This window comes from Streptomyces sp. NBC_01707, from assembly GCF_041438805.1.
Classification (GTDB): Bacteria; Actinomycetota; Actinomycetes; order Streptomycetales; family Streptomycetaceae; genus Streptomyces.
On record NZ_CP109190.1, the window covers coordinates 6,657,486 to 6,676,619 of the forward strand.

Sequence of the window (19,134 nt, forward strand, 5' to 3'; positions counted from 1 at the left end):
AACTGAGGAGACGCCCAACATGCCGCACACCGTTGCTCTGCTTGCCGCCGCATCCGAGGACCAGGGCCCGGGCAACACCCTTCGGATCGTGCTGCTCGCCGCGCTCATCGGCGCGGCTTTGCTCGCCTGGTTCCTGCTGCGCGGATACCGCAACGACGACAACAACGACTGAGTCGGCGTGAGCGTGCCCGGGGCCCCCGCATACGATGTCCGCGACGTCTTCCTTCCGACTCCCGATCGATAGGTCCTGCCGAAGATGAGCCTCACGAGCACCGCACACCAGCTGGTCACTCTCGCCTCCGAGGGTGGCGAGCACGGTGGTAACCACGAAAGCCTCAGCCCGTACCTCACCGGAGGCGGTGCGTTCGTCACGCTTCTGCTCCTGCTGTGGATCACCACCCGCTTCAACCGCGACCGCTGAGGCGGAGGCGTACAGCTGTGCCAGTAGGCTCTGCACGCATGGGAGAGCAGGAAGTGCCTACCGGCCGCGGCAAACGCCGACTCGGTGTGATGGGCGGGACGTTTGACCCGATTCATCATGGACACCTGGTGGCGGCCAGCGAAGTGGCCGCCCAGTTCCACCTCGACGAGGTGATCTTCGTTCCGACCGGGCAGCCGTGGCAGAAGAGCCACAAGCTGGTTTCCCCGGCCGAGGACCGCTATCTGATGACGGTCATCGCGACGGCGTCCAATCCGCAGTTCTCGGTCAGCCGCAGTGACATCGACCGTGGCGGACCGACGTACACGATCGACACGCTGCGGGACCTGCGCACGGTCCATGGCGACGCGGACCTCTTCTTCATCACCGGCGCCGACGCGCTCTCGCAGATTCTCACCTGGCGGGACGCCGAGGAGCTGTTCTCGCTGTCCCACTTCATCGGTGTGACACGGCCTGGGCACGTGCTCACGGACGACGGGCTGCCGGAGGGCGGTGTCTCCCTCGTGGAGGTCCCGGCGCTCGCGATCTCCTCCACGGACTGTCGTGCGAGAGTCGCGCAGGGGGAACCGGTCTGGTACTTGGTGCCGGACGGTGTGGTCCGCTACATCGACAAGCGCCAGCTGTACCGCGGCGAATGAGCCACGGAGAGGGGCACCGGTGAACGACCGACAGAACCCGTACGACCCGTACTACCAGCAGCCGCAGATCGTCGGCTACGACGAGTACGGGCAGCCGGTGTATCAGCAGCCTGGGCAGCAGCAACAGGAGCAGCAGCAACACCAGCAGCCCCAGCGGCAGTACGACCCGTATGCACAGCAGGGGCAGGGGCAGCCGGGGTACGGATACGACCCGTACGCCCAGCACCAGCAGTCCCAGCAGCCCCAGCAGTACGACCCGTACGCCTCTCAGCAGCCTCAGCAGCCTCAGCCGCCTCAGCAGCCGGCCTACGGCTACGACGGATACGGCTACGACACCGGCCAGCAGCCCGCCGCGGTCGACACCACGGCGCAGTGGAACATCCCGCAGCAGGCCTCCACGCCGACGGCCGCCCCGGCGCCAGCCCCCCAGCAACGGGAGCGGGAGCAGGAGTTCGAGCCGGAGCCGGCCGTTCCCGAGCAGCGCCGCGCGGACCGTGACTACGGCACCGGGCAGTTCTCCTTCATCGAGGAGCCCGACGAGGACTCCGAAGACGTCATCGACTGGCTGAAGTTCACCGAGAGCCGCAGCGAGCGGCGCGAGGAGGCACGCCGCCGCGGCCGCAACCGGATGGTCGCTCTGATCGTCGTGGTGGCCCTGGTCGTGGTCGGCGGTGTCGGCTACCTCTGGTCCGCGGGCAAGATCCCGGGCCTCGGCGGATCGGAGAAGGAGAACACCGCGACGACGGGTCCGCAGAAGCGAGACGTCATCGTGGTCCATCTGCACGACACCAAGAAGGGCGGCACCTCCACGGCGCTGCTCGTCGACAACGTGACCACCAAGCAGGGGACCACGGTCCTGCTGCCCAACTCGCTGGCGGTCGCCGACGACGAGGGCAACACCACCACCCTCGGCAAGTCCGTCGACGACGACGGCTCCGACGGCACCCGCGAGTCCATCGACACGCTGCTCGGCACCGACATCAGCGGCACATGGCGGCTCGACACCCCGTACCTGGAGAACCTCGTCGACCTCGTCGGCAACATCGAGGTCGACACGGACACCGATGTGCCGGACACCAAGAAGGGTGCGTCGCCCTTGGTCAAGAAGGGCGAGGCGCAGACCTTGAGCGGCCGGATGGCCGTCGCGTACGCCACCTACCGGGGTCCCGGTGAGGCCGAGACGAAGCAGCTCATGCGGTTCGGGCAGGTCATGCGCGGCGTGCTGCGGAAGATCTCGGACGATCCGAAGGCCGCCACGGTCACCGTGCAGACGCTGGCGCAGATCCTGGACCCGTCGCTGCCCGAGGGAGACCTCGGCGCGTCCTTGGCGAAGCTCGCCGAGCACGCCAAGATCGGCGACTACAAGACGGCACTGCTGCCGGTGCAGCCCGACGGCACCCTGACCGACGCTGCCACCGAGAGCGTCGTCAAGGACATCCTGGGCGGCACGGTGAAGGCCCCGGATCAGGACGCGGCCGTGCGGGTCGGCGTCAAGAACGGCACCGGGGACGAGGACGGCACCGAGTCCGCCCGGATCAGGCTGGTCAACGGTGGATATGCCTTCGTCGGCGGTGGGAACACCGGCACCGCGGTGTCGTCCACGGTCGTCTACAAGGCGGCGGCCGACAAGGAGAAGGCGACCCAGGTCGCCAAGACCCTGGGCCTGCCGGCGAGCGCGGTGAAGCAGGGCAAGCCTGCCGCGAACGCCGATGTGTCCGTCGTTCTCGGCCAGGACTACAAGATCAAATAGTCGGGGCTCCGCACCTTGAAAGATCTTCGAGACGGATCTTCGAAAGATCGCTGCGTGGGCTGTCGGCGGTCCGTGAGACCCTAGAGGTTGATCTGACCGCCGACGAAAGCCTGCTTGTGACCGCCACGGACCGCTCCATCGAGCTCATCAACGCCGCCGCTCAGGCGGCCGCCGACCGGCTCGCGCACGACATCATTGCGTACGACGTCAGCGACGTGCTGTCGATCACAGACGCCTTCCTGCTGGCCTCGGCCCCCAACGACCGCCAGGTCAAGTCGATCGTCGACGAGATCGAGGAGCGGCTCCAGAAGGAGCTCGGCGCCAAGCCGGTGCGCCGCGAGGGCGACCGCGACGCCCGCTGGATCCTCCTCGACTACGTCGACATCGTGATCCACGTCCAGCACAGCGAGGAGCGTGTCTTCTACGCGCTCGAGCGCCTCTGGAAGGACTGCCCCGAGATCGCGCTCCCCGAGGACGCCGTCAGGACTCGCGGCAAGGCCGAGGAGCACGCCCAGCTCACCGGCGGCACGGAAGGTGACCTGAGCTGAACGGCAGCAGCAGCGGCAGGGGCCGCAGGATCGTCCTCTGGCGACACGGTCAGACGGCGTGGAACCTGGAGCGCCGATTCCAGGGGTCCACGGACATCGAGCTGACCGAGACCGGCGTCGGGCAGGCCCACCGGGCCGCCCGGCTGCTCGCCTCGCTGAAGCCGGACGCGATCGTCGCCTCCGATCTGCGACGGGCGGCGGCCACGGCCGCCGAGCTCGCCGCGATCACCGGGCTGGAGATCGCCCATGACGCGGGACTGCGCGAGACCTATGCGGGTGCCTGGCAGGGCCTCACCCACGAGGAGATCGTCCGGCAGTACGGCGAGCAGTACGCCGCGTGGAAGCGCGGTGAGCCCGTGCGGCGTGGTGGCGGCGAGCTGGAGACCGAGGTCGCCGACCGGGCCGCCCCTGTCGTGCTCGATCACGCCGACAAACTGCCCGACGGCGGCACGCTCGTCGTGGTCAGCCACGGCGGCACGATCCGCACGACCATCGGGCGGCTGCTCGGCCTGGAAGCGCACCACTGGGAAGGGCTCGGCGGGCTCTCCAACTGCTGTTGGTCGGTGCTGGGCGAGGGTGCGCGCGGGTGGCGCCTGCTGGAGCACAACGCCGGCACGCTGCCCGAGCCCGTGCTCGGGGACGACGCCTAGGGCCTCTTCGGGGCGCGCCGGTTCGGCGGTCGGAGGCCGCCTCCGGGCGGTGTCGGCCGGATTTCACTTTCTGGCTGGTCACAGGCTAAAGTTCTTCTTGTTCGCAGCGCGGAAACGCAGGGAAACACAGCGAACAGCGGGGCTATAGCTCAGTTGGTAGAGCGCCTGCATGGCATGCAGGAGGTCAGGAGTTCAATTCTCCTTAGCTCCACAATCAAGATCCCGTCCCCATCAGGGGGCGGGATCTTCGCGTTCCCGACTCGCCTGTGGCGGCGTGGGCGCACCGGCGCCACCTGCCCCGCTCCTCTCGTCGGCCGGGGTGTCCGCCGCGGGAAGGTGCTCCGGCGGCCTGTGACGGACGGTGACGCGGGCTGGCCATCGGCGCCGGACCTGGCAGCCTGCTCGGACCCGGCCGGGCCCGCCCTGCCCGGCTCGCGGGCTTTCGCCCTCCTCTCCGCTCGCCTGCGGACTGGCTGTGGGCACCGGGCAGTTGATCGGCTTCCGGCTGGTTCAGCGCGTGGCTGCGGAGGTGACCTTTCCCCAAAGGTCCTGGTTCCGGGTGGTTTTGCCCCGGCGGCTGTCGCTTCGGTGACTGTCGTGCTTGTGATGCGCGACGGGGGTAGGTCGGAATCGGACCGTATGCGGCTCGGTGATCATGGGTGCCGGACCGGTGCGGGGCTGCGGTCCCACCCGCACGGGGGAGCCGGCCGCCGTACGGCCGGAGGGCGCCGGCGATGCGAGCGCTGTCCTGGTGAGCGTGACCCGATGCGGCCGGTCCGGGGGCGCGGCCTTCGGCACGCTCTTCCTCAACCGCCTTGATGTGTCAGGGGCGCACGGGTTCGCAGACGCGCTGCAGGCGTGCGCCTTCGCGCTCCTGGTGGCCGCGATCGCGGTGCGCCGGCAGGTCTTGTACGAGGTCGGTGGCCGGTCGATTCTCCGCAGGGCTGACCCCCTTGCGGGGCCATGGCAGAATCGGACCGCCGGAGGGGGCGACGGACCGAACGGGAGGGAGCGCGCGATGCCTGCGAGCCGCCACGAGGTCGCGGACCTGCCCCTTGTTCCCGAAGTTTCCCGAGTGTCCGAAGCCCTCGAGGCCTCCGAGTTTCCCGAAGGCGGCGTCGGCTGACTCATGGGTGCACACAGGCGGAAGTGCGACTGGTGCGGCAGCGGTACGCCCATCGTCAGGGACATGGACCCGATCAACCTCGAGTACCAGTACTGGTGCGAGGAGTGTGCGCGGGCGCTGATCATAAAAGGCGACCCGATCGAGACATATCGGGAACTGGAGGGGGAGCCGATCTACGGGCGGCTCCTGGAGGAGCACTGCACCCTCAAGCGTTTCTACTCTTTCGCCACTGCCTGAGCGCCACGCCGAGGGGCTGCCCGAATCGGGTCATACCGGCACCGAGCGGAATCGATTTGGTGGTGGGCCGGGGTGACCGTGTAATGTTCTCGATGTCGCCAGGGAGACCGGGCGGAAAACAGCACGGGGCTATAGCTCAGTTGGTAGAGCGCCTGCATGGCATGCAGGAGGTCAGGAGTTCAATTCTCCTTAGCTCCACAGTGAAGTAACAGGAAGCGGGTCATCCGAATCGGATGACCCGCTTCCTGTCTGTCAGGGCTTGTTCGTGCAGGTCAACTACGGCCGCTGCCAAGAGCCTTGCGGGCGGCTCCTGGCGGCAGCGCGGGACGTTCCGCCGGTGCCTGCTCGACTCGGAGTGCCAGCGCGGGGCACCGGCGCACAGCACGCTGAGCACGGCCCCGCAGATGTACCGGAACCGCGGCGTCCGCGAGTGCGGGATATCCGTCGGGGCCCAGCCTGATCAGCTCCGGGACGATGTCCGCGCAGAGCCCGTGGCCCTTGCAGAGCGTCCAGTCCACCGCCAGCTTCTCGCCGCTCGGAATGGACTCCTCCAGGTCCTGGTAGCCGGGCGCGGGCAGGGGCAGGACGCCGACCGTCTCCCGACCGCAGCCGCCGTCCAGGACGTGCGCGGCCAGATCGTCCGTGAACGCGGACAGGGTCGAGGTCAGGAAGCGGGCTGAGCCGTCCGGATGTTTGCAGGCCCCCCGGCCCTTCACCGCCTGCGTCACCTCGCGCAGCGCCTCCAGAGCCGCGGGACCGCCACCGTTCAGCACGTCGGACAGTCCGCCGGCCGCGGCGGGCAGCCCCAGCTTGCAGGGGCCGCACTGGCCGGCGGTCTCGGCGGCCAGCCAGTTCGCGATCCGCAGCGACTCGCCGAGCGGGCAGGTCTCGGGTCCGATCGGCAGGATCGCGCCCGCGCCCAGGGCGCCGCCTGCCGCCGCCAGCGAGGCCCGGGAGACGACGGCGTCGTGCGTGGCCATCGCGTCGATCCAGTTGCCGTGGTAGCCGCCGGTCAGTACGCCCTGGGGCAGCGGCGGAGCGCCGGCGAGCTGGAGTACGTACCGCAGCGGCACACCGGTGGGCACCTCGATGACCATCGGGCGCGAGACGGCACCGGAGAGGGTGAGCAGCACCGTGCCGGGCTCGTCGGGCAGCCCGGTGTGCCCGTAGCGGCGGGCGCCGATCCGGGCGGCGACGGCGAGCTGCGCGTATGTCTCGGCGTTCGACAGCAGGGTCGGGGCCCCGCCGACGCCGGACTCGGCCGCCCGTTCGCGACGGCCCGGCGGCAGCGCGGGGCCACCGCCTGCCGCCCTGATGACCGCGGATGCCTCGCCGGAGACCATGCGCTCGGGTGTGCGCACGACCCGGGCGCGCAGTTGCTGTCCGCGCCGGTCTGACAGGCCGCGCTCGGCGAGGGCTTCGCGTATGGAGATCTCCGTGGAGTTACGGGTGACCGCGACGATCAGCGTGCGGGCGCCGAGCGCCTCCGCCGCCAGCAGGGCGCCGTCCAGGATCAGGTGCGGTGCGCGGTTCAGCAGGACGGTGTCCTTGCGACAGGCCGGCTCGCCCTCGCTGCCGTTGATCACGACGACGGGCCGCACCCCACGCCGGATGGATGCCTTGGCGACGGCCCGCAGCTTCTTCCCGAAGGGGAAGCCCGCACCGCCGCGGCCACGCAGCGAGATGGTTTCGGCCAGTTCGGCCAGACGTTCTCCGGTCATCGGTTCGAGCGGTCCGTGCACCTTCAGATGCATGGCGAGGTCGAGCCGCTCCACCAGGTCGAACCCGGTGGTCAGCTGAGGTAGGCCGACGACACGGACTTCGGGCACGTCGGGGAGGGGGAGGTTCACGGTCGGTCTCCTGCGGGTGCCTGCCAGGGTTCTCCGGCAGGGGGCGGATAGAGCGGCCCCGGCAGCGGTGCGGTCTCGTCGACGGCGGGCAGCGGGCCGGTCGGCACGTCCGTTCCGTACGGGTCGTACGGGTGCTCCTGAGCGGGCTCGTACGGGGGGCGGAACGTCTGGGTCTGCGCCTGGGCCGGTGGTGCGGGTGAGGGAGCGGGCCAACGGCCGGCCGGTTGCTGGGGGCCGGGCCCGGGGACCGGGACCGCGTTCTCGGCGGCCCGCGAGACCGCACGGTAGGCGGCGGAGATCCCCGGGTCGGGGCCTGTGCGAGTGGGCCCTGCGCCCCCGACGGGTCCGGTGTCGGGGCTCGTGTCCAGACGGTCGGAGTACCGGGGCGGAGCCTCGTACGAAGTCTCGTACGGGGCCTCGTACAGCGGTGAGGCGGGTGCGGAGAGGGGCGTGCGCGGGCGGTCGAAGGACGACGGGAGCGGGGTGCCTCGTAGCTCTCGCCCGAGCTCATCACGACCCAGCTCGTCCCGGCCGAGCCCGCCGTAGGCGCGTTCCCGGCTCAGTTCCTCCCGCCCCAGATCCTCCCGCCCGAGCGGAAGTACGCGCTCCGCGCCGGGCAACGGGGCCTCGCGGAGCGCGGGATCCGGTTCGGGGAGGAGGGCATCCGGCTTGATCAGAGCGGCGATCAGTTCGGTGATCCGGCGTTTGGTCGTCGGCGGCAGCAGCCGCAGGCACAGGGCGGCGGCCACAGCGACCAGACAGAGGCTGTACATCACGACGACCCAGGTCGCGGGCGGCCTGCCCGCGTACAGACCGTGGATCAGCGCCGCACACCAGGCCGGGTAGGACAGTGCGTGCAGCGCGCGCCAGCGGCCCGCTACGCGGCCCGGGGTGGCGAAGGCACTGCGCAGCGCGCCGGTCGCGGCCGCGACGACCATCAGCAGCCCCGCCAGCGAGCCGAAGCCGATCAGCCCTGCGGTGCCACGCATACCGAGACCGAAGGGTATGAGGGCGCCGAGCAGCGCCACATGCCCGAGCGCGACCTTCACGGTCACATGCAGAAGCAGGAAGCCGAGCGAGGCCGCGGCAGCGGCCCGGTGGATGCCCTGGCCGAGCAGGCGCTGCCGTGAGGACAGGAACAGCCGGTCGGTGGCGATCAGGCCCCAGGCCACCGCGGCGGTGAGCGAGACCAGTGAGAGCACACCGGTGGTGAAATCGAGTGCGGCGCGCAAGTCGTCGCTCCCTGCGACGGCGAGCAGAGGGATGAGAACCAGCACGGCGACGGTGAGCCCGCCCTGTACCGAGCGGTTCGGTCCGGCGCTCAAGGTGGGGGATGAGCGGATCTTGCGATGAGGGTTCATTGGGGCAACTCCGAATTGTTCGGCAAAGCGGTCCCGTTGCGGCATGCTAAGTCGCTCCATACCGGCCAGTACGGGGTTTGAGCGGTTGCCCCAGTAGAGGGCGGTACGCGGAGTAACCCCCGCTTCCCGGACGTTCCGCCGCCGCCTCGCAGGGCCCGGCAGGGGACTTCCGGACGATCCGCTGCCGCTTCCTGGGGCTCCTCCCGGGCCTTGCCCGGACTTTCCTCGGGCTTTCGGGAGGCCCCGTCGTCCGTGGTTGTCCACGGAGCGGCAGTGTCCGGCTGCGCTCCGGGCCTGTGCGGTACCCTGACGCCATGCGTGCCGTACGCCTTCTGCTTAGCGAGCCGCGCTGATCAGTCCCGACCGGTGTGAATGCCTGGTTGGAATCGGCGCGGCGTCCCCTCCTGTGCGAGGGGCTTTTTCGTTTCCGTAAGCGCGGGCAGATGACGATCGATGGAGCTTTGAGGATCATGAGCGAGACGAATTCCGCAGCCGAGGCGGCTGCGCCGCACCGCTATACGGCGGCAATGGCTGCCGACATCGAGGCACGCTGGCAGGACTTCTGGGACGCCCACGGCACGTACGAGGCGCCGAACCCGACCGGTGATCTGGCGGACGATCCGGAACTGGCCGCCAAGCCGAAGAAGTTCATCATGGACATGTTCCCGTACCCCTCCGGTGCGGGTCTGCACGTCGGGCACCCGCTGGGCTACATCGCCACCGATGTCTTCGCCCGTCACCAGCGCATGACCGGGCACAACGTGCTGCACACCCTGGGCTTCGACGCCTTCGGCCTGCCGGCGGAGCAGTACGCCGTACAGACGGGTACGCACCCGCGCGCCTCCACCGAGGCCAACATGGAGAACATGAAGTCCCAGCTGCGACGGCTGGGCCTGGGCCACGACAAGCGCCGCTCGTTCGCGACGATCGAGGCGGACTACTACAAGTGGACCCAGTGGATCTTCCTGCAGATCTTCAACTCCTGGTACGACACCGAGGCGGACCGGGCGCGGCCGATCGCCGACCTGGTCGCGCAGTTCGAGAACGGTGAGCGCCCGACCCCGGACGGCCGTGACTGGAGCGCTCTGAGCGCCGTCGAGCACGCCGAGGTCCTGGGCCAGTACCGCCTGGCGTACGCCTCCGACGCGCCCGTCAACTGGTCGCCGGGGCTGGGTACCGTGCTGGCCAACGAAGAGGTGACGGCCGACGGCCGTTCCGAGCGCGGCAACTTCCCCGTCTTCAAGGCCAAGCTGCGCCAGTGGAACATGCGCATCACCGCCTACGCCGACCGGCTGCTGAACGATCTGGACGGGCTGGACTGGCCCGAGGCCATCAAGCTGCAGCAGCGCAACTGGATCGGGCGTTCCGAAGGCGCGCGCGTCGACTTCCCGGTCGACGGCGCGGGGGACATCACCGTCTTCACCACCCGCCAGGACACCCTGTTCGGCGCCACCTACATGGTGCTGGCGCCCGAGCACGACCTGGTGGAGCGGATCATTCCGGCCGCCTGGCCCGAGGGCACCCATCCGGTGTGGACCGGCGGACACGCGTCCCCGGCCGAGGCCGTCACCGCCTACCGCAAGCAGGCCGCCGCCAAGTCCGACGTGGAGCGGCAGGCCGAGGCCAAGGACAAGACCGGCGTCTTCACCGGCGCGTACGCGACCAACCCGGTCAGCGGCGAAAAGGTGCCCGTCTTCATCGCCGACTACGTCCTGATGGGCTACGGCACCGGCGCGATCATGGCTGTCCCGGCGCACGACGGGCGCGACTTCGCCTTCGCGCGCGCCTTCGAGCTGCCGATGCGCTGCGTCGTCGAGCCGTCGGACGACCGTGGCACGGATCCCTCCACCTGGGACGACGCATTCGCCTCGTACGAAGCGAAGCTGGTCAACTCCGCGAGCGACGAGATCTCGCTGGACGGCATGGGTGTCGTCGAGGCCAAGGCGAAGATCACCGCATGGCTGCAGGCGAAGGGCCTGGGCGAGGGAACCGTCAACTTCCGTCTGCGTGACTGGCTGTTCAGCCGTCAGCGCTACTGGGGCGAGCCCTTCCCGATCGTGTACGACGAGGACGGCATCGCCCACTCGCTGCCCGAGTCGATGCTGCCGCTGGAGCTGCCGGAGGTCGACGACTACTCGCCGCGCACCTTCGATCCGGACGACGCCGACACCCAGCCCGAGACCCCGCTGTCGCGGAACGCCGACTGGGTCAACGTCACGCTGGACCTGGGTGACGGCCCCAAGAAGTACCGCCGCGAGACCAACACCATGCCCAACTGGGCAGGTTCCTGCTGGTACGAGCTGCGCTACCTGGACCCGAACAACGACCAGCAGCTGGTCGACCCGGCGATCGAGCAGTACTGGATGGGTCCGCGAGAGGGCCTGCCGACCGGTGGCGTCGACCTGTACGTGGGCGGCGCCGAGCACGCGGTACTGCACCTGCTGTACGCACGGTTCTGGTCCAAGGTCCTGCACGACCTGGGGTACATCTCCTCGGCCGAGCCGTTCCACAAGCTGTACAACCAGGGCATGATCCAGGCGTTCGTGTACCGGGACAGCCGCGGCATCGCGGTTCCGGCGGCCGAGGTCGAGGAGCGCGACGGCGCGTTCTACCACCAGGACGAGAAGGTCAGCCGCGTCCTGGGCAAGATGGGCAAGTCCCTGAAGAACGCGGTGACGCCCGACGAGATCTGCACCGAGTACGGGGCGGACACGCTGCGTCTGTACGAGATGGCGATGGGCCCCCTGGACGTGTCGCGGCCGTGGGACACCCGTGCCGTCGTGGGTCAGTACCGGCTGCTGCAGCGGCTGTGGCGCAACATCGTCGACGAGGAGACCGGCGAGGTCACCGTCGTGGAAACCGAGCCCGGCGAGGACACGCTGCGCGCGCTGCACAAGGCCATCGACGGCGTCGGCCAGGACATGGCCGGTATGCGCTTCAACACCGCCATCGCCAAGGTCACCGAGCTGAACAACCACCTGACCAAGGTGGGCGGCCCGCTGTCGCGGTCCGTCGCCGAGCGACTGGTGCTGCTGGTCGCGCCGCTGGCGCCGCACATCGCCGAGGAGCTGTGGCGCCGGCTGGGCCACACCGATTCGGTCGTGCACCAGGACTTCCCGGTCGCCGACCCGGCGTACGTCGTGGACGAGACCGTGACCTGCGTGGTGCAGGTCAAGGGCAAGGTCAAGGCACGGCTGGAGATCTCCCCGTCGATCACGGACGAGGAGCTGGAGGCGCTGGCCCTGGCCGACCCGGCAGTGGTCGCGGCGCTGGACGGAGCCGGGATCCGCAAGGTGATCGTGCGGGCGCCGAAGCTGGTCAATATCGTCCCTGCGTGACGGTCTCCGGCTAGCCGCCGATCGGCTCACGACGGTGTGAGGGCTTTCCCTTACGGGCAGGTTAGGGGTTCCGAAGGAACCCTCGGCCTGCCCGTTCCGTTTACGGTGGAGGGGCCGGTAGTCGGCAGCCGAATCGACATCCAAGGGGCGTCATGGAAGCCGTGATCCTGATTCTGGGGCTGCTCTTCGTCGCGTTCATGGCCCTGGGCGTCTATGTGAGCGTCAAGGTCATCGGCGCGGCGAAGCGTGGCGTGGACCGCACGATCACGCAGGCGCGCCGCACGGTCGAGGAGACCACGCTGCGGGCCAAGAGTTACGGCCAGGTGGGAGTGGCCGGAGAGCTGGCACAGCTGCGGCTCTCGCTGCGGACGTCGATGCGGGCCACCCAGGAGGCGTTGCAGGCGGGTGTCGCCGAGGACGCCTCGCTGTCGGAGTCGCTGGGACTGTTCGAGCGACTCAGCGTGCACGGGCGGGAGCTCGACGACGAGCTGAAGAGGCTGGAGCGCGAGCCCGACCGGGCGACGGTCGCGTCGCTGCTGCCCGGCCTGAAGCAGCGCACGGAGCGGATCACGCACTCGGCGCAGTCGCTGCGGTGGGCCGCGCGCGACCGGGCGCGGCAGTTCGCCGACGACGATCTGGCGGCGCTGAACACGCAGATCGATGTGGAGGCGGGGGCGCTGCGGCACTGGACGGTGGAGGAGCCTTCGGCCGGTGCCGGTGCCGGTGCGGGTGCCGGTGCGGGTGCGGATGGGCGTGGGGGCGAGCGGGCGCGGGGTGCGCGGGCCGGCGAGGAAGGCCCGGAGGCGCTCACGTCTCGGGACCCCCGGGCGCAGACCGGTTATCCCTGGCAGAAGGCCGTGCGGCCCGAGACGACCAATTGAGCAGGACGGGCGTGCCGAAGGCCCGGGCTCGAACCGATGTGATCGGTCGTGGCAGGATGCGGGCCGAAGCGATCGGAAGTGATCACTCGGTCGGGGTCGGACTGCCGAGACGGCGCCCCGGCAGGTAACCTCCCGCTCATGTCCCGCCATGTCGCGATCGTCACCGATTCCACGGCCTACCTGCCGCCCCAGGCGATGGAGCGGCATGGCATCACCGCAGTGCCGCTGACCGTTGTCCTCGGCGATCAGGCGCTGGAGGAGGGCACCGAGATCTCGGCCCGCTCCCTCGCGCTGGCGCTCCAGAAGCGACGCCCCGTGACGACGTCGCGGCCCAGCCCCGAGGTCTTCGCCGCCGCGTACCGGGCTGCGGCCGAAGCCGGCGCCGTCGGCATCGTCTCGCTGCACCTCTCGGGCGAATTCTCGGGCACGTACGACGCCGCGCTGCTCGCCGCCAAGGATGCTCCGGTGCCGGTACGGGTGGTCGACACCGGCATGGTCGCCATGGCCCTCGGGTTCTGCGCCCTGGCCGCGGCCGAGGCGGTGGAGGCGGGCGGCAGCCTGGACGAGGCGGTCGTGGCGGCCGAGAAGCGGGCCGCGGGCACCTCCGCCTACTTCTACGTCGACACGCTGGACTATCTGCGCCGCGGGGGGCGCATCGGCGCGGCCCAGGCCCTGCTGGGGTCGGCCCTCGCGGTGAAGCCCCTGCTCCAGCTGGACGGTGGCCGGATCGAGCTGCTGGAGAAGGTGCGGACGGCCTCGAAGGCGATCGCGCGGCTGGAGGAGATCGTCGCCGAGCGGGCGGGCACCGGCCGGGTGGACATCGCCGTGCACCACCTGGCGGCGTCCGAGCGGGCCGACCGGCTGGCCGAGAGGTTGCGTGTGCGTGTCCCCGGGCTCGTCGATCTGCATGTCAGTGAGGTCGGCGCGGTGATCGGTGCGCACACCGGTCCCGGTCTGCTCGGAGCGGTGGTTTCGCCTCGCTGATCTCCCTCGTCAGGGTGAGGGAGTTATCCACAACCGGGCGGTTTTCCACTGGAATGTGGCCTGCTCGGCGGGTTCGGGCGAATGTGCCTAGCGTCGTGAGGCATGGCTCCCCGATCAGATCGTGTGCATCGAGCACACCGTGCAACCAGTGGAAGTGGACCCGGCCGCGCTGCGGCGTCGGACGTGCGCGCCCGGCGCGGGTCCGGTGCGGGCCAGGGCCCGGGATACGGTCCCGGCTCCGGACCTGGACGACGACGGTTGTCGCGTGGGCATGCCGCCGGCGTCGCGGCGGCCTCGCGACATCGCGCGGACGCGCTCATGGCCGGTGCGTACGGGGGGCGCGTCGCCCGGCCGACAGTGGGCCCTGCGCCGCCTCCGTCACCGCGTCCGGCTCCCGCAGAGGAGACCACGCTGGCGGTCACAACGGCTCCGGTCGCGGCCGGGCGGTGGGAGCGGCTGGTTCCTGCCGTTCGGGAGCGCCTCCCGATGTGGTTGCAGCTCAGGTGCGGACTGGAGCCGAGAACCCTCGCCGCGCTCACCGTCGTCCTGGTCGCTGCCGCGGTCTTCGCCGTCGTCCACTTCTGGTCCGCACGTCCGCAGTCCGTCCGCGCCCCCGATCCGGTCAGCGAGGCCGCGCATGCCCCGGAATCGGCCCTGGGCACGGATCGGGGCGTGGATCGGGCCGGCACTCCGGATCCGTCCCCCGGACCGCCGCCCACCGGAGGACCGGGCGGACGGATCGTCGTCGATGTGAGCGGCAAGGTACGGCGGCCGGGCATCTACCCCTTGGCGTCCGGTGCCCGGGTCGCCGACGCCCTGCGGGCGGCGGGCGGAGTCCGGACCGGCGTGGATCTCGCCGGGCTCAACCGGGCGCGGGTGCTCATGGACGGGGAGCAGGTCGTGGTGGGCGCGCCACCCGGACCGCAGGCCTTCGGCGCCACAGGAGGAGCCGCCGCGGCAGGGGGTGCCGCGGGCGCCGGTGCCGGCCCCGTGACGGGGCCGGTCAGCCTCAACAGCGCGACGGTGGAACAGCTGGACACCCTGCCCGGGGTCGGCCCTGTTCTCGCCCGGCACATCGTCGACTACCGCACGCAGCACGGCGGCTTCCGGTCCGTCGGCGAACTCCGCGAGGTCAACGGGATCGGCGACCGCCGGTTCGCCGATCTCCAACCGCTGGTACGGCCATGAGCCCCACGGAGGACCCGCGACCGGAGGACCGTCCGGACGTCCACCCGGACATCCATGAGGACGTCCATACGGTCTCGGGTCGGCGGCTGGGTGTCTCCGACCCGCAGCAGGACGGCCCGGTCGATCTGCGGCTCGTCCCGCCCGCACTGTCGACCTGGGCAGCCGCGGCCCTCGCCGTGGGGGCGCCGGGGCGCTGGACGGCCGTGGGGACAGTGGTCTGTCTCGTCGCGGGTCTGGCGCTCCTGGTTGTGTCACGGACGGCTGCCCGGGGCACGAGCGCCCGGCCGGCCGGCGAGAGGGACACGCGGGACGGCGGGCGAAGCGCCGTACGGAGACGGCGACTGCACGCGACCGCGGCCGCAGCCGCTCTGCTGTGCGCGGCGGCCGGAGCGACGGCCGCCGGACTGCACAGCGCCTACCTGCGGCAGCAGCCGATTCATGGTCTCGCGCAGCGCTTCGCGAAGGTCGAGGCGGAGGTGACCGTCACGTCCGACGCACGCCAGACCCGGACCCAGGTCCGTGGCGACCACAGCACCCCGGTCGCGCTTCTCCTGGACGCCGAGATCACCCGGCTGACGGCGCCCGACGGTGCCGCCACCCGGCTCCGTGTCCCGGTGCTGGTGATCGTGTCCCCTGACCGTTCGCCGGAGCGGTGGCAGCGGCTGCTGCCCTCCACGCGGCTGCGCCTGAGCGGCCATCTCTCGCCGCCTCTGCACAGCGGGGAGCGCAACGCCGCCGTCCTGCGGCCGGACGGCAACGGCCCGCCCCGCGTCATCGGGCCTCCCACCCTTCTCCAGCACGCGGCGGGTGGTCTGCGCGCCGGGCTGCGCACGGCGACCGACGGGCTGGAGCCGGATGCGCGTGCGCTGTTGCCGGGGCTGGTCGTCGGCGACACCTCACGGGTCACCCCCGAACTGCACGATGTGTTCCAGGCGGCGGATCTCACCCACCTGATGGCGGTCTCCGGCGCCAATCTGGCGATTCTGCTCGTGCTGCTCATCGGGCCGCCCGGCACCGCGCTTCGGGTCGAACGCCGTGGTCTGGCACCTCGGTTGGGTCTGTCGCTGCGGATGACCGCGCTGCTCGGCGGGGGACTCACCCTCGCCTTCGTCCTCGTCTGCCGGCCGGAGCCGAGCGTGCTGCGGGCCGCCGCCTGCGGCCTGATCACGCTGCTGGCGATCGGCACGGGGCGCCGCCGGTCGTTGATTCCCGCACTGGCGGCCGCCGTTCTGCTTCTCGTGCTGTACGACCCGTGGCTGGCACGTAGTTATGGCTTCGTGCTCTCCGTCCTGGCCACCGGGGCTCTGCTCACCGTCGCGCCGTCATGGAGTGCCGCGCTGCGGCGGCGCAGGGTGCCGCCCCGGCTCGCGGAGGCGCTGGGTGCCGCTGCCGCGGCGCAGGCGGTGTGCGCGCCGGTCGTCGTGTTGCTGGCCTCGCGGGTCAGCCTGGTGGCGATTCCGTGCAATCTGCTGGCCGAGTTCGCGGTGGCGCCGGCCACCGTCCTCGGGTTCGCCGCACTCGCCCTGGCGCCCGTGGCCATGCCGGTGGCCCAGCTGCTGGCGAGGATCGCGGGGTGGCCGGCCGGGTGGATCGCCTCCGTGGCCCGCACCGGAGCGGCCTTCCCCGGGGCGGAGATCGACTGGCCCGACGGCCGGCAGGGAGCGTTGCTGCTCGCCGTCCTCACGGCGCTCACGGTGCTGTCCGCCCGCCGTATCGCGCGCCACCCCTGGGTGTGTTCGGCCGCGGCGCTGCTGTTGATCCTCGCGGTGCTGCGGCCGGTGCCGCTGACCCGGGTGCTGACGGGGTGGCCACCGCCTGACTGGGTGTTCGCGATGTGCGACGTGGGCCAGGGGGACGCCATGGTGCTGGCGGCAGGACCCGGCGAAGGCGTGGTCGTCGACACCGGACCTGATCCGCGGCTCGCCGACCGATGCCTGCACGACCTGGGCGTCACCCGGGTACCACTGCTGCTGCTCACGCACTTCCACGCGGATCATGTCCGGGGCCTGCCCGGCGTGCTGCGGGGCAGAGCGGTGGGCGCGATCCAGACGACGGGCCTGGACGAACCGCCGGAACAGGCCGCGTTCGTACGCGGAACGGCCGCCGCCGCACGGGTCCCTCTGATGCGGGCTGCCCCGGGAGAGCGGCGCCGCATCGGTCCGCTCGACTGGCGGGTCCTGTGGCCCGTCGGCGGTGCGACAGCGGTTCCCGAACCGGAGGAGCCCAACGACGCCAGTGTCACGCTGTTCGTCCGGACCGGCGGACTGACCCTGTTGCTCCTCGGAGATCTCGAACCACCGGCCCAGCAGGGGTTGTTGCGCCAGTACCCGGCGCTGCCGCGGGTGGACGTCCTCAAGGTCGCCCATCACGGTTCCGCCCACCAGGACCCCGCGTTGCTGCGCAGTGCTCACCCGCGACTCGCGCTGGTGAGCGTGGGCAAGGACAACCCGTACGGGCATCCGGCGGCCCGTACCGTCGAGGCGCTCAGGGCCGGCGGAGCGGTGGTGCTCCGCACGGACCTGGACGGCGCGATCGCGGTGACGGGTTCCGGGCCGGGGCTGCGGGCGGTCGGACGCTCATGACCCCTCTCCGGCCGATGGCACCGGCCTCAGACCAGCCACCTGCCGTCGGCCATCAGCTCGCGCCCGGACAGCTCGTTCTCCTCCCGCCACGCCCTGACGGCGTACGGCGTGAAACGGAGGTACACCCAGGGGGTGCGGCCACGCAGGTCCCAGCCGAGTTTCGTCGCGAAGGCGTCGCCCGACTCCGGGGAGAGTTCCGCGCCCTCCACGACCTCGGCGGTCGCGTCGATGAGCACCACATCGCGGGTGTGGCCCAGGCTGATCCTGGCCTGCCCGGTCGGAGTCACATTGCGTGCGGTCGGATTGGTGCGCCGAGTCGCCATCAGGAGCGTCCCCCGGTCCCACACGAACGACAGCGGCACCAGCGTCGGCACGCCGTCCGCCGAAGCGGTCGCCACCCAGGCGTCGTCGTCCTTCTCCAAGCGGTCGAGCACATCCTGCTTGCGCTGTTCCCGGCTGCGCGCCGGCTCCGCATTCGTCATGTTCCGTACGCTAGCGAGTGCTTGCGACCACGCACCTCGGTCGGCGGTCCTAGGACCACCGGATCATGGCGCACGGCGGCGCACCGGGACAGACTGCGGCCATGGACCCGCAATCGCCACAGACCGTCGACGCCTATTTGGACCGCATCGGCGCCGTCCGTCCCGCGCGCCCCGACGCAGCTGCCCTGCGCGATCTGCAGGTGCGGCACCTCACGACCGTGCCCTTCGAGAATCTGTCGATCCATCTCGGCGAAGACATCGTGCTGGAGGAGAAGGCGCTCCTGGACAAGGTGGTGGGCGCCCGGCGGGGCGGCTTCTGCTACGAACTGGGCGGCGCCTTCGCGGCTCTGTTGCGGGCCCTCGGCTTCGGCGTCACTCTGCTCCAGGCCCGCGTCTACGGGGACGGCGGACAACTCGGAATTCCGTACGACCATCTCGCGCTGCGTGTCGAGACCGACGACGGCTCCGGACCCTGGCTCGCCGATGTCGGCTTCGGTGACCACGCCCATTTTCCGCTCGTGTTCGACGACCGTGCGGACCAGGAGGACCCGCGGGGTACGTACCGGATCCGGGAGACTCCCGACGCCACGGAAGGTGCCGGGGCCGGTGATCTCGATGTGCTGCGTGACGGGGTGCCCCAGTACCGACTCGATCCGCGACCGCGGGCTCTGGCGGACTTCCGGGCCGGCTCCTGGTACCACCGCACCTCGCCCGGTTCGCACTTCACCCGGTCTCTGGTCTGCTCCCGGCTCACCGGCATGGGCAGGGTCACCCTCAGCGGACGCACCCTCGTCACGACGGTGGGTGGCGAGCGACATGAAGTTCCGCTGGCCACCGACGCCGAGGTGCTCGCCTCCTACCGTGAGCACTTCGGGCTGCGGCTCGACCGGCTGCCCACAGTCCGCAAGGCGGGCATTCAAGGACCGAACGGTTGACGCACACAAGCGGAACGTTCAATTCGGACCTTCGGTAACACCTCCTCCCAAGCCCTGTCCAGACGCTCCGTTTGCCTCGAACGCCTCAAGGGTGATCGAATGCATGCTCGTCGGCGGGCCGCTGCTCCGACAACGATGTCCAGCC

The 19,134-nt window shown here is 70.7% G+C and carries 16 protein-coding genes and 2 tRNA genes; 15 read left to right on the top strand and 3 right to left on the bottom strand.

What is annotated here, in order from left to right; all coding sequences use genetic code 11:
* Positions 1-19 precede the first annotated feature (19 nt).
* The 9 genes from OG963_RS29805 (at position 20) to OG963_RS29845 (ending at position 5,586) form a co-directional block, all read left to right on the top strand.
* Positions 20-172, top strand: a complete 153-nt coding sequence (locus tag OG963_RS29805) for a hypothetical protein (RefSeq protein WP_176902209.1) — start codon at positions 20-22, stop codon at positions 170-172.
* An 84-nt stretch (positions 173-256) separates the two neighbouring features.
* Entirely contained in the window at positions 257-421 is a 165-nt protein-coding gene (locus tag OG963_RS29810; RefSeq protein ID WP_030921167.1) for a hypothetical protein, read from the top strand.
* A gap of 38 nt (positions 422-459) precedes the next feature.
* A complete protein-coding gene (gene nadD / locus OG963_RS29815) occupies positions 460-1,077 on the top strand; it encodes a nicotinate-nucleotide adenylyltransferase (RefSeq protein ID WP_030921164.1) in 618 nt (205 codons plus the stop codon).
* A gap of 19 nt (positions 1,078-1,096) precedes the next feature.
* The gene (locus OG963_RS29820) at positions 1,097-2,827 is read left to right on the top strand and encodes an LCP family protein (protein ID WP_371799656.1); all 1,731 of its coding nucleotides are present in this window, start codon (positions 1,097-1,099) and stop codon (positions 2,825-2,827) included.
* Positions 2,828-2,943: 116 nt separating this feature from the next.
* Positions 2,944-3,375, top strand: coding sequence for a ribosome silencing factor (gene rsfS / locus OG963_RS29825; protein ID WP_093774380.1), 432 nt, complete (start codon positions 2,944-2,946; stop codon positions 3,373-3,375).
* Positions 3,372-4,025 carry a histidine phosphatase family protein gene (locus OG963_RS29830; protein WP_030921157.1) on the top strand — a complete coding sequence of 218 codons (654 nt, stop codon included), beginning with the start codon at positions 3,372-3,374 and terminating at the stop codon, positions 4,023-4,025. Before rsfS ends, OG963_RS29830 begins: the two co-directional genes overlap by 4 nt.
* Before the next feature lie 138 nt (positions 4,026-4,163).
* A tRNA-Ala gene (locus OG963_RS29835) sits at positions 4,164-4,236 on the top strand.
* Positions 4,237-5,154: 918 nt separating this feature from the next.
* Positions 5,155-5,388, top strand: coding sequence for a hypothetical protein (locus OG963_RS29840; RefSeq protein WP_030921150.1), 234 nt, complete (start codon positions 5,155-5,157; stop codon positions 5,386-5,388).
* 125 nt (positions 5,389-5,513) lie between these two features.
* A tRNA-Ala gene (locus tag OG963_RS29845) sits at positions 5,514-5,586 on the top strand.
* 74 nt (positions 5,587-5,660) lie between these two features.
* Here OG963_RS29845 and OG963_RS29850 read toward each other — a convergent pair.
* Positions 5,661-7,238 carry an NADH-quinone oxidoreductase subunit NuoF family protein gene (locus OG963_RS29850; RefSeq protein WP_093774384.1) on the bottom strand — a complete coding sequence of 526 codons (1,578 nt, stop codon included), beginning with the start codon at positions 7,236-7,238 and terminating at the stop codon, positions 5,661-5,663.
* The gene (locus OG963_RS29855) at positions 7,235-8,599 is read right to left on the bottom strand and encodes a hypothetical protein (protein WP_093930272.1); all 1,365 of its coding nucleotides are present in this window, start codon (positions 8,597-8,599) and stop codon (positions 7,235-7,237) included. The genes OG963_RS29850 and OG963_RS29855 overlap by 4 nt, the downstream gene beginning before the upstream one ends.
* 470 nt (positions 8,600-9,069) lie before the next feature.
* Between OG963_RS29855 and leuS the strand changes: the two genes are divergently transcribed.
* From leuS to OG963_RS29880, 5 genes are all read left to right on the top strand, one after another.
* Positions 9,070-11,937 carry a leucine--tRNA ligase gene (gene leuS, locus OG963_RS29860; RefSeq protein ID WP_093774388.1) on the top strand — a complete coding sequence of 956 codons (2,868 nt, stop codon included), beginning with the start codon at positions 9,070-9,072 and terminating at the stop codon, positions 11,935-11,937.
* Between the two features lie 152 nt (positions 11,938-12,089).
* Positions 12,090-12,818 carry a hypothetical protein gene (locus tag OG963_RS29865; RefSeq protein WP_371799657.1) on the top strand — a complete coding sequence of 243 codons (729 nt, stop codon included), beginning with the start codon at positions 12,090-12,092 and terminating at the stop codon, positions 12,816-12,818.
* A gap of 138 nt (positions 12,819-12,956) precedes the next feature.
* Positions 12,957-13,802, top strand: coding sequence for a DegV family protein (locus OG963_RS29870; protein WP_371799658.1), 846 nt, complete (start codon positions 12,957-12,959; stop codon positions 13,800-13,802).
* A gap of 486 nt (positions 13,803-14,288) precedes the next feature.
* A complete protein-coding gene (locus OG963_RS29875) occupies positions 14,289-14,990 on the top strand; it encodes a helix-hairpin-helix domain-containing protein (RefSeq protein WP_371799659.1) in 702 nt (233 codons plus the stop codon).
* Positions 14,987-17,572 carry a ComEC/Rec2 family competence protein gene (locus tag OG963_RS29880; RefSeq protein WP_371799660.1) on the top strand — a complete coding sequence of 862 codons (2,586 nt, stop codon included), beginning with the start codon at positions 14,987-14,989 and terminating at the stop codon, positions 17,570-17,572. The genes OG963_RS29875 and OG963_RS29880 overlap by 4 nt, the downstream gene beginning before the upstream one ends.
* A gap of 26 nt (positions 17,573-17,598) precedes the next feature.
* Here OG963_RS29880 and OG963_RS29885 read toward each other — a convergent pair whose 3' ends face one another.
* Positions 17,599-18,054: a pyridoxamine 5'-phosphate oxidase family protein gene (locus tag OG963_RS29885; protein ID WP_093774396.1), complete on the bottom strand. Its 456-nt coding sequence runs from the start codon at positions 18,052-18,054 to the stop codon at positions 17,599-17,601.
* Between the two features lie 101 nt (positions 18,055-18,155).
* On the opposite strand from OG963_RS29885, the gene OG963_RS29890 reads away from it, so the two are divergent.
* Positions 18,156-18,989, top strand: coding sequence for an arylamine N-acetyltransferase (locus tag OG963_RS29890; protein WP_093774398.1), 834 nt, complete (start codon positions 18,156-18,158; stop codon positions 18,987-18,989).
* The last annotated feature ends 145 nt before the right edge of the window (positions 18,990-19,134 follow it).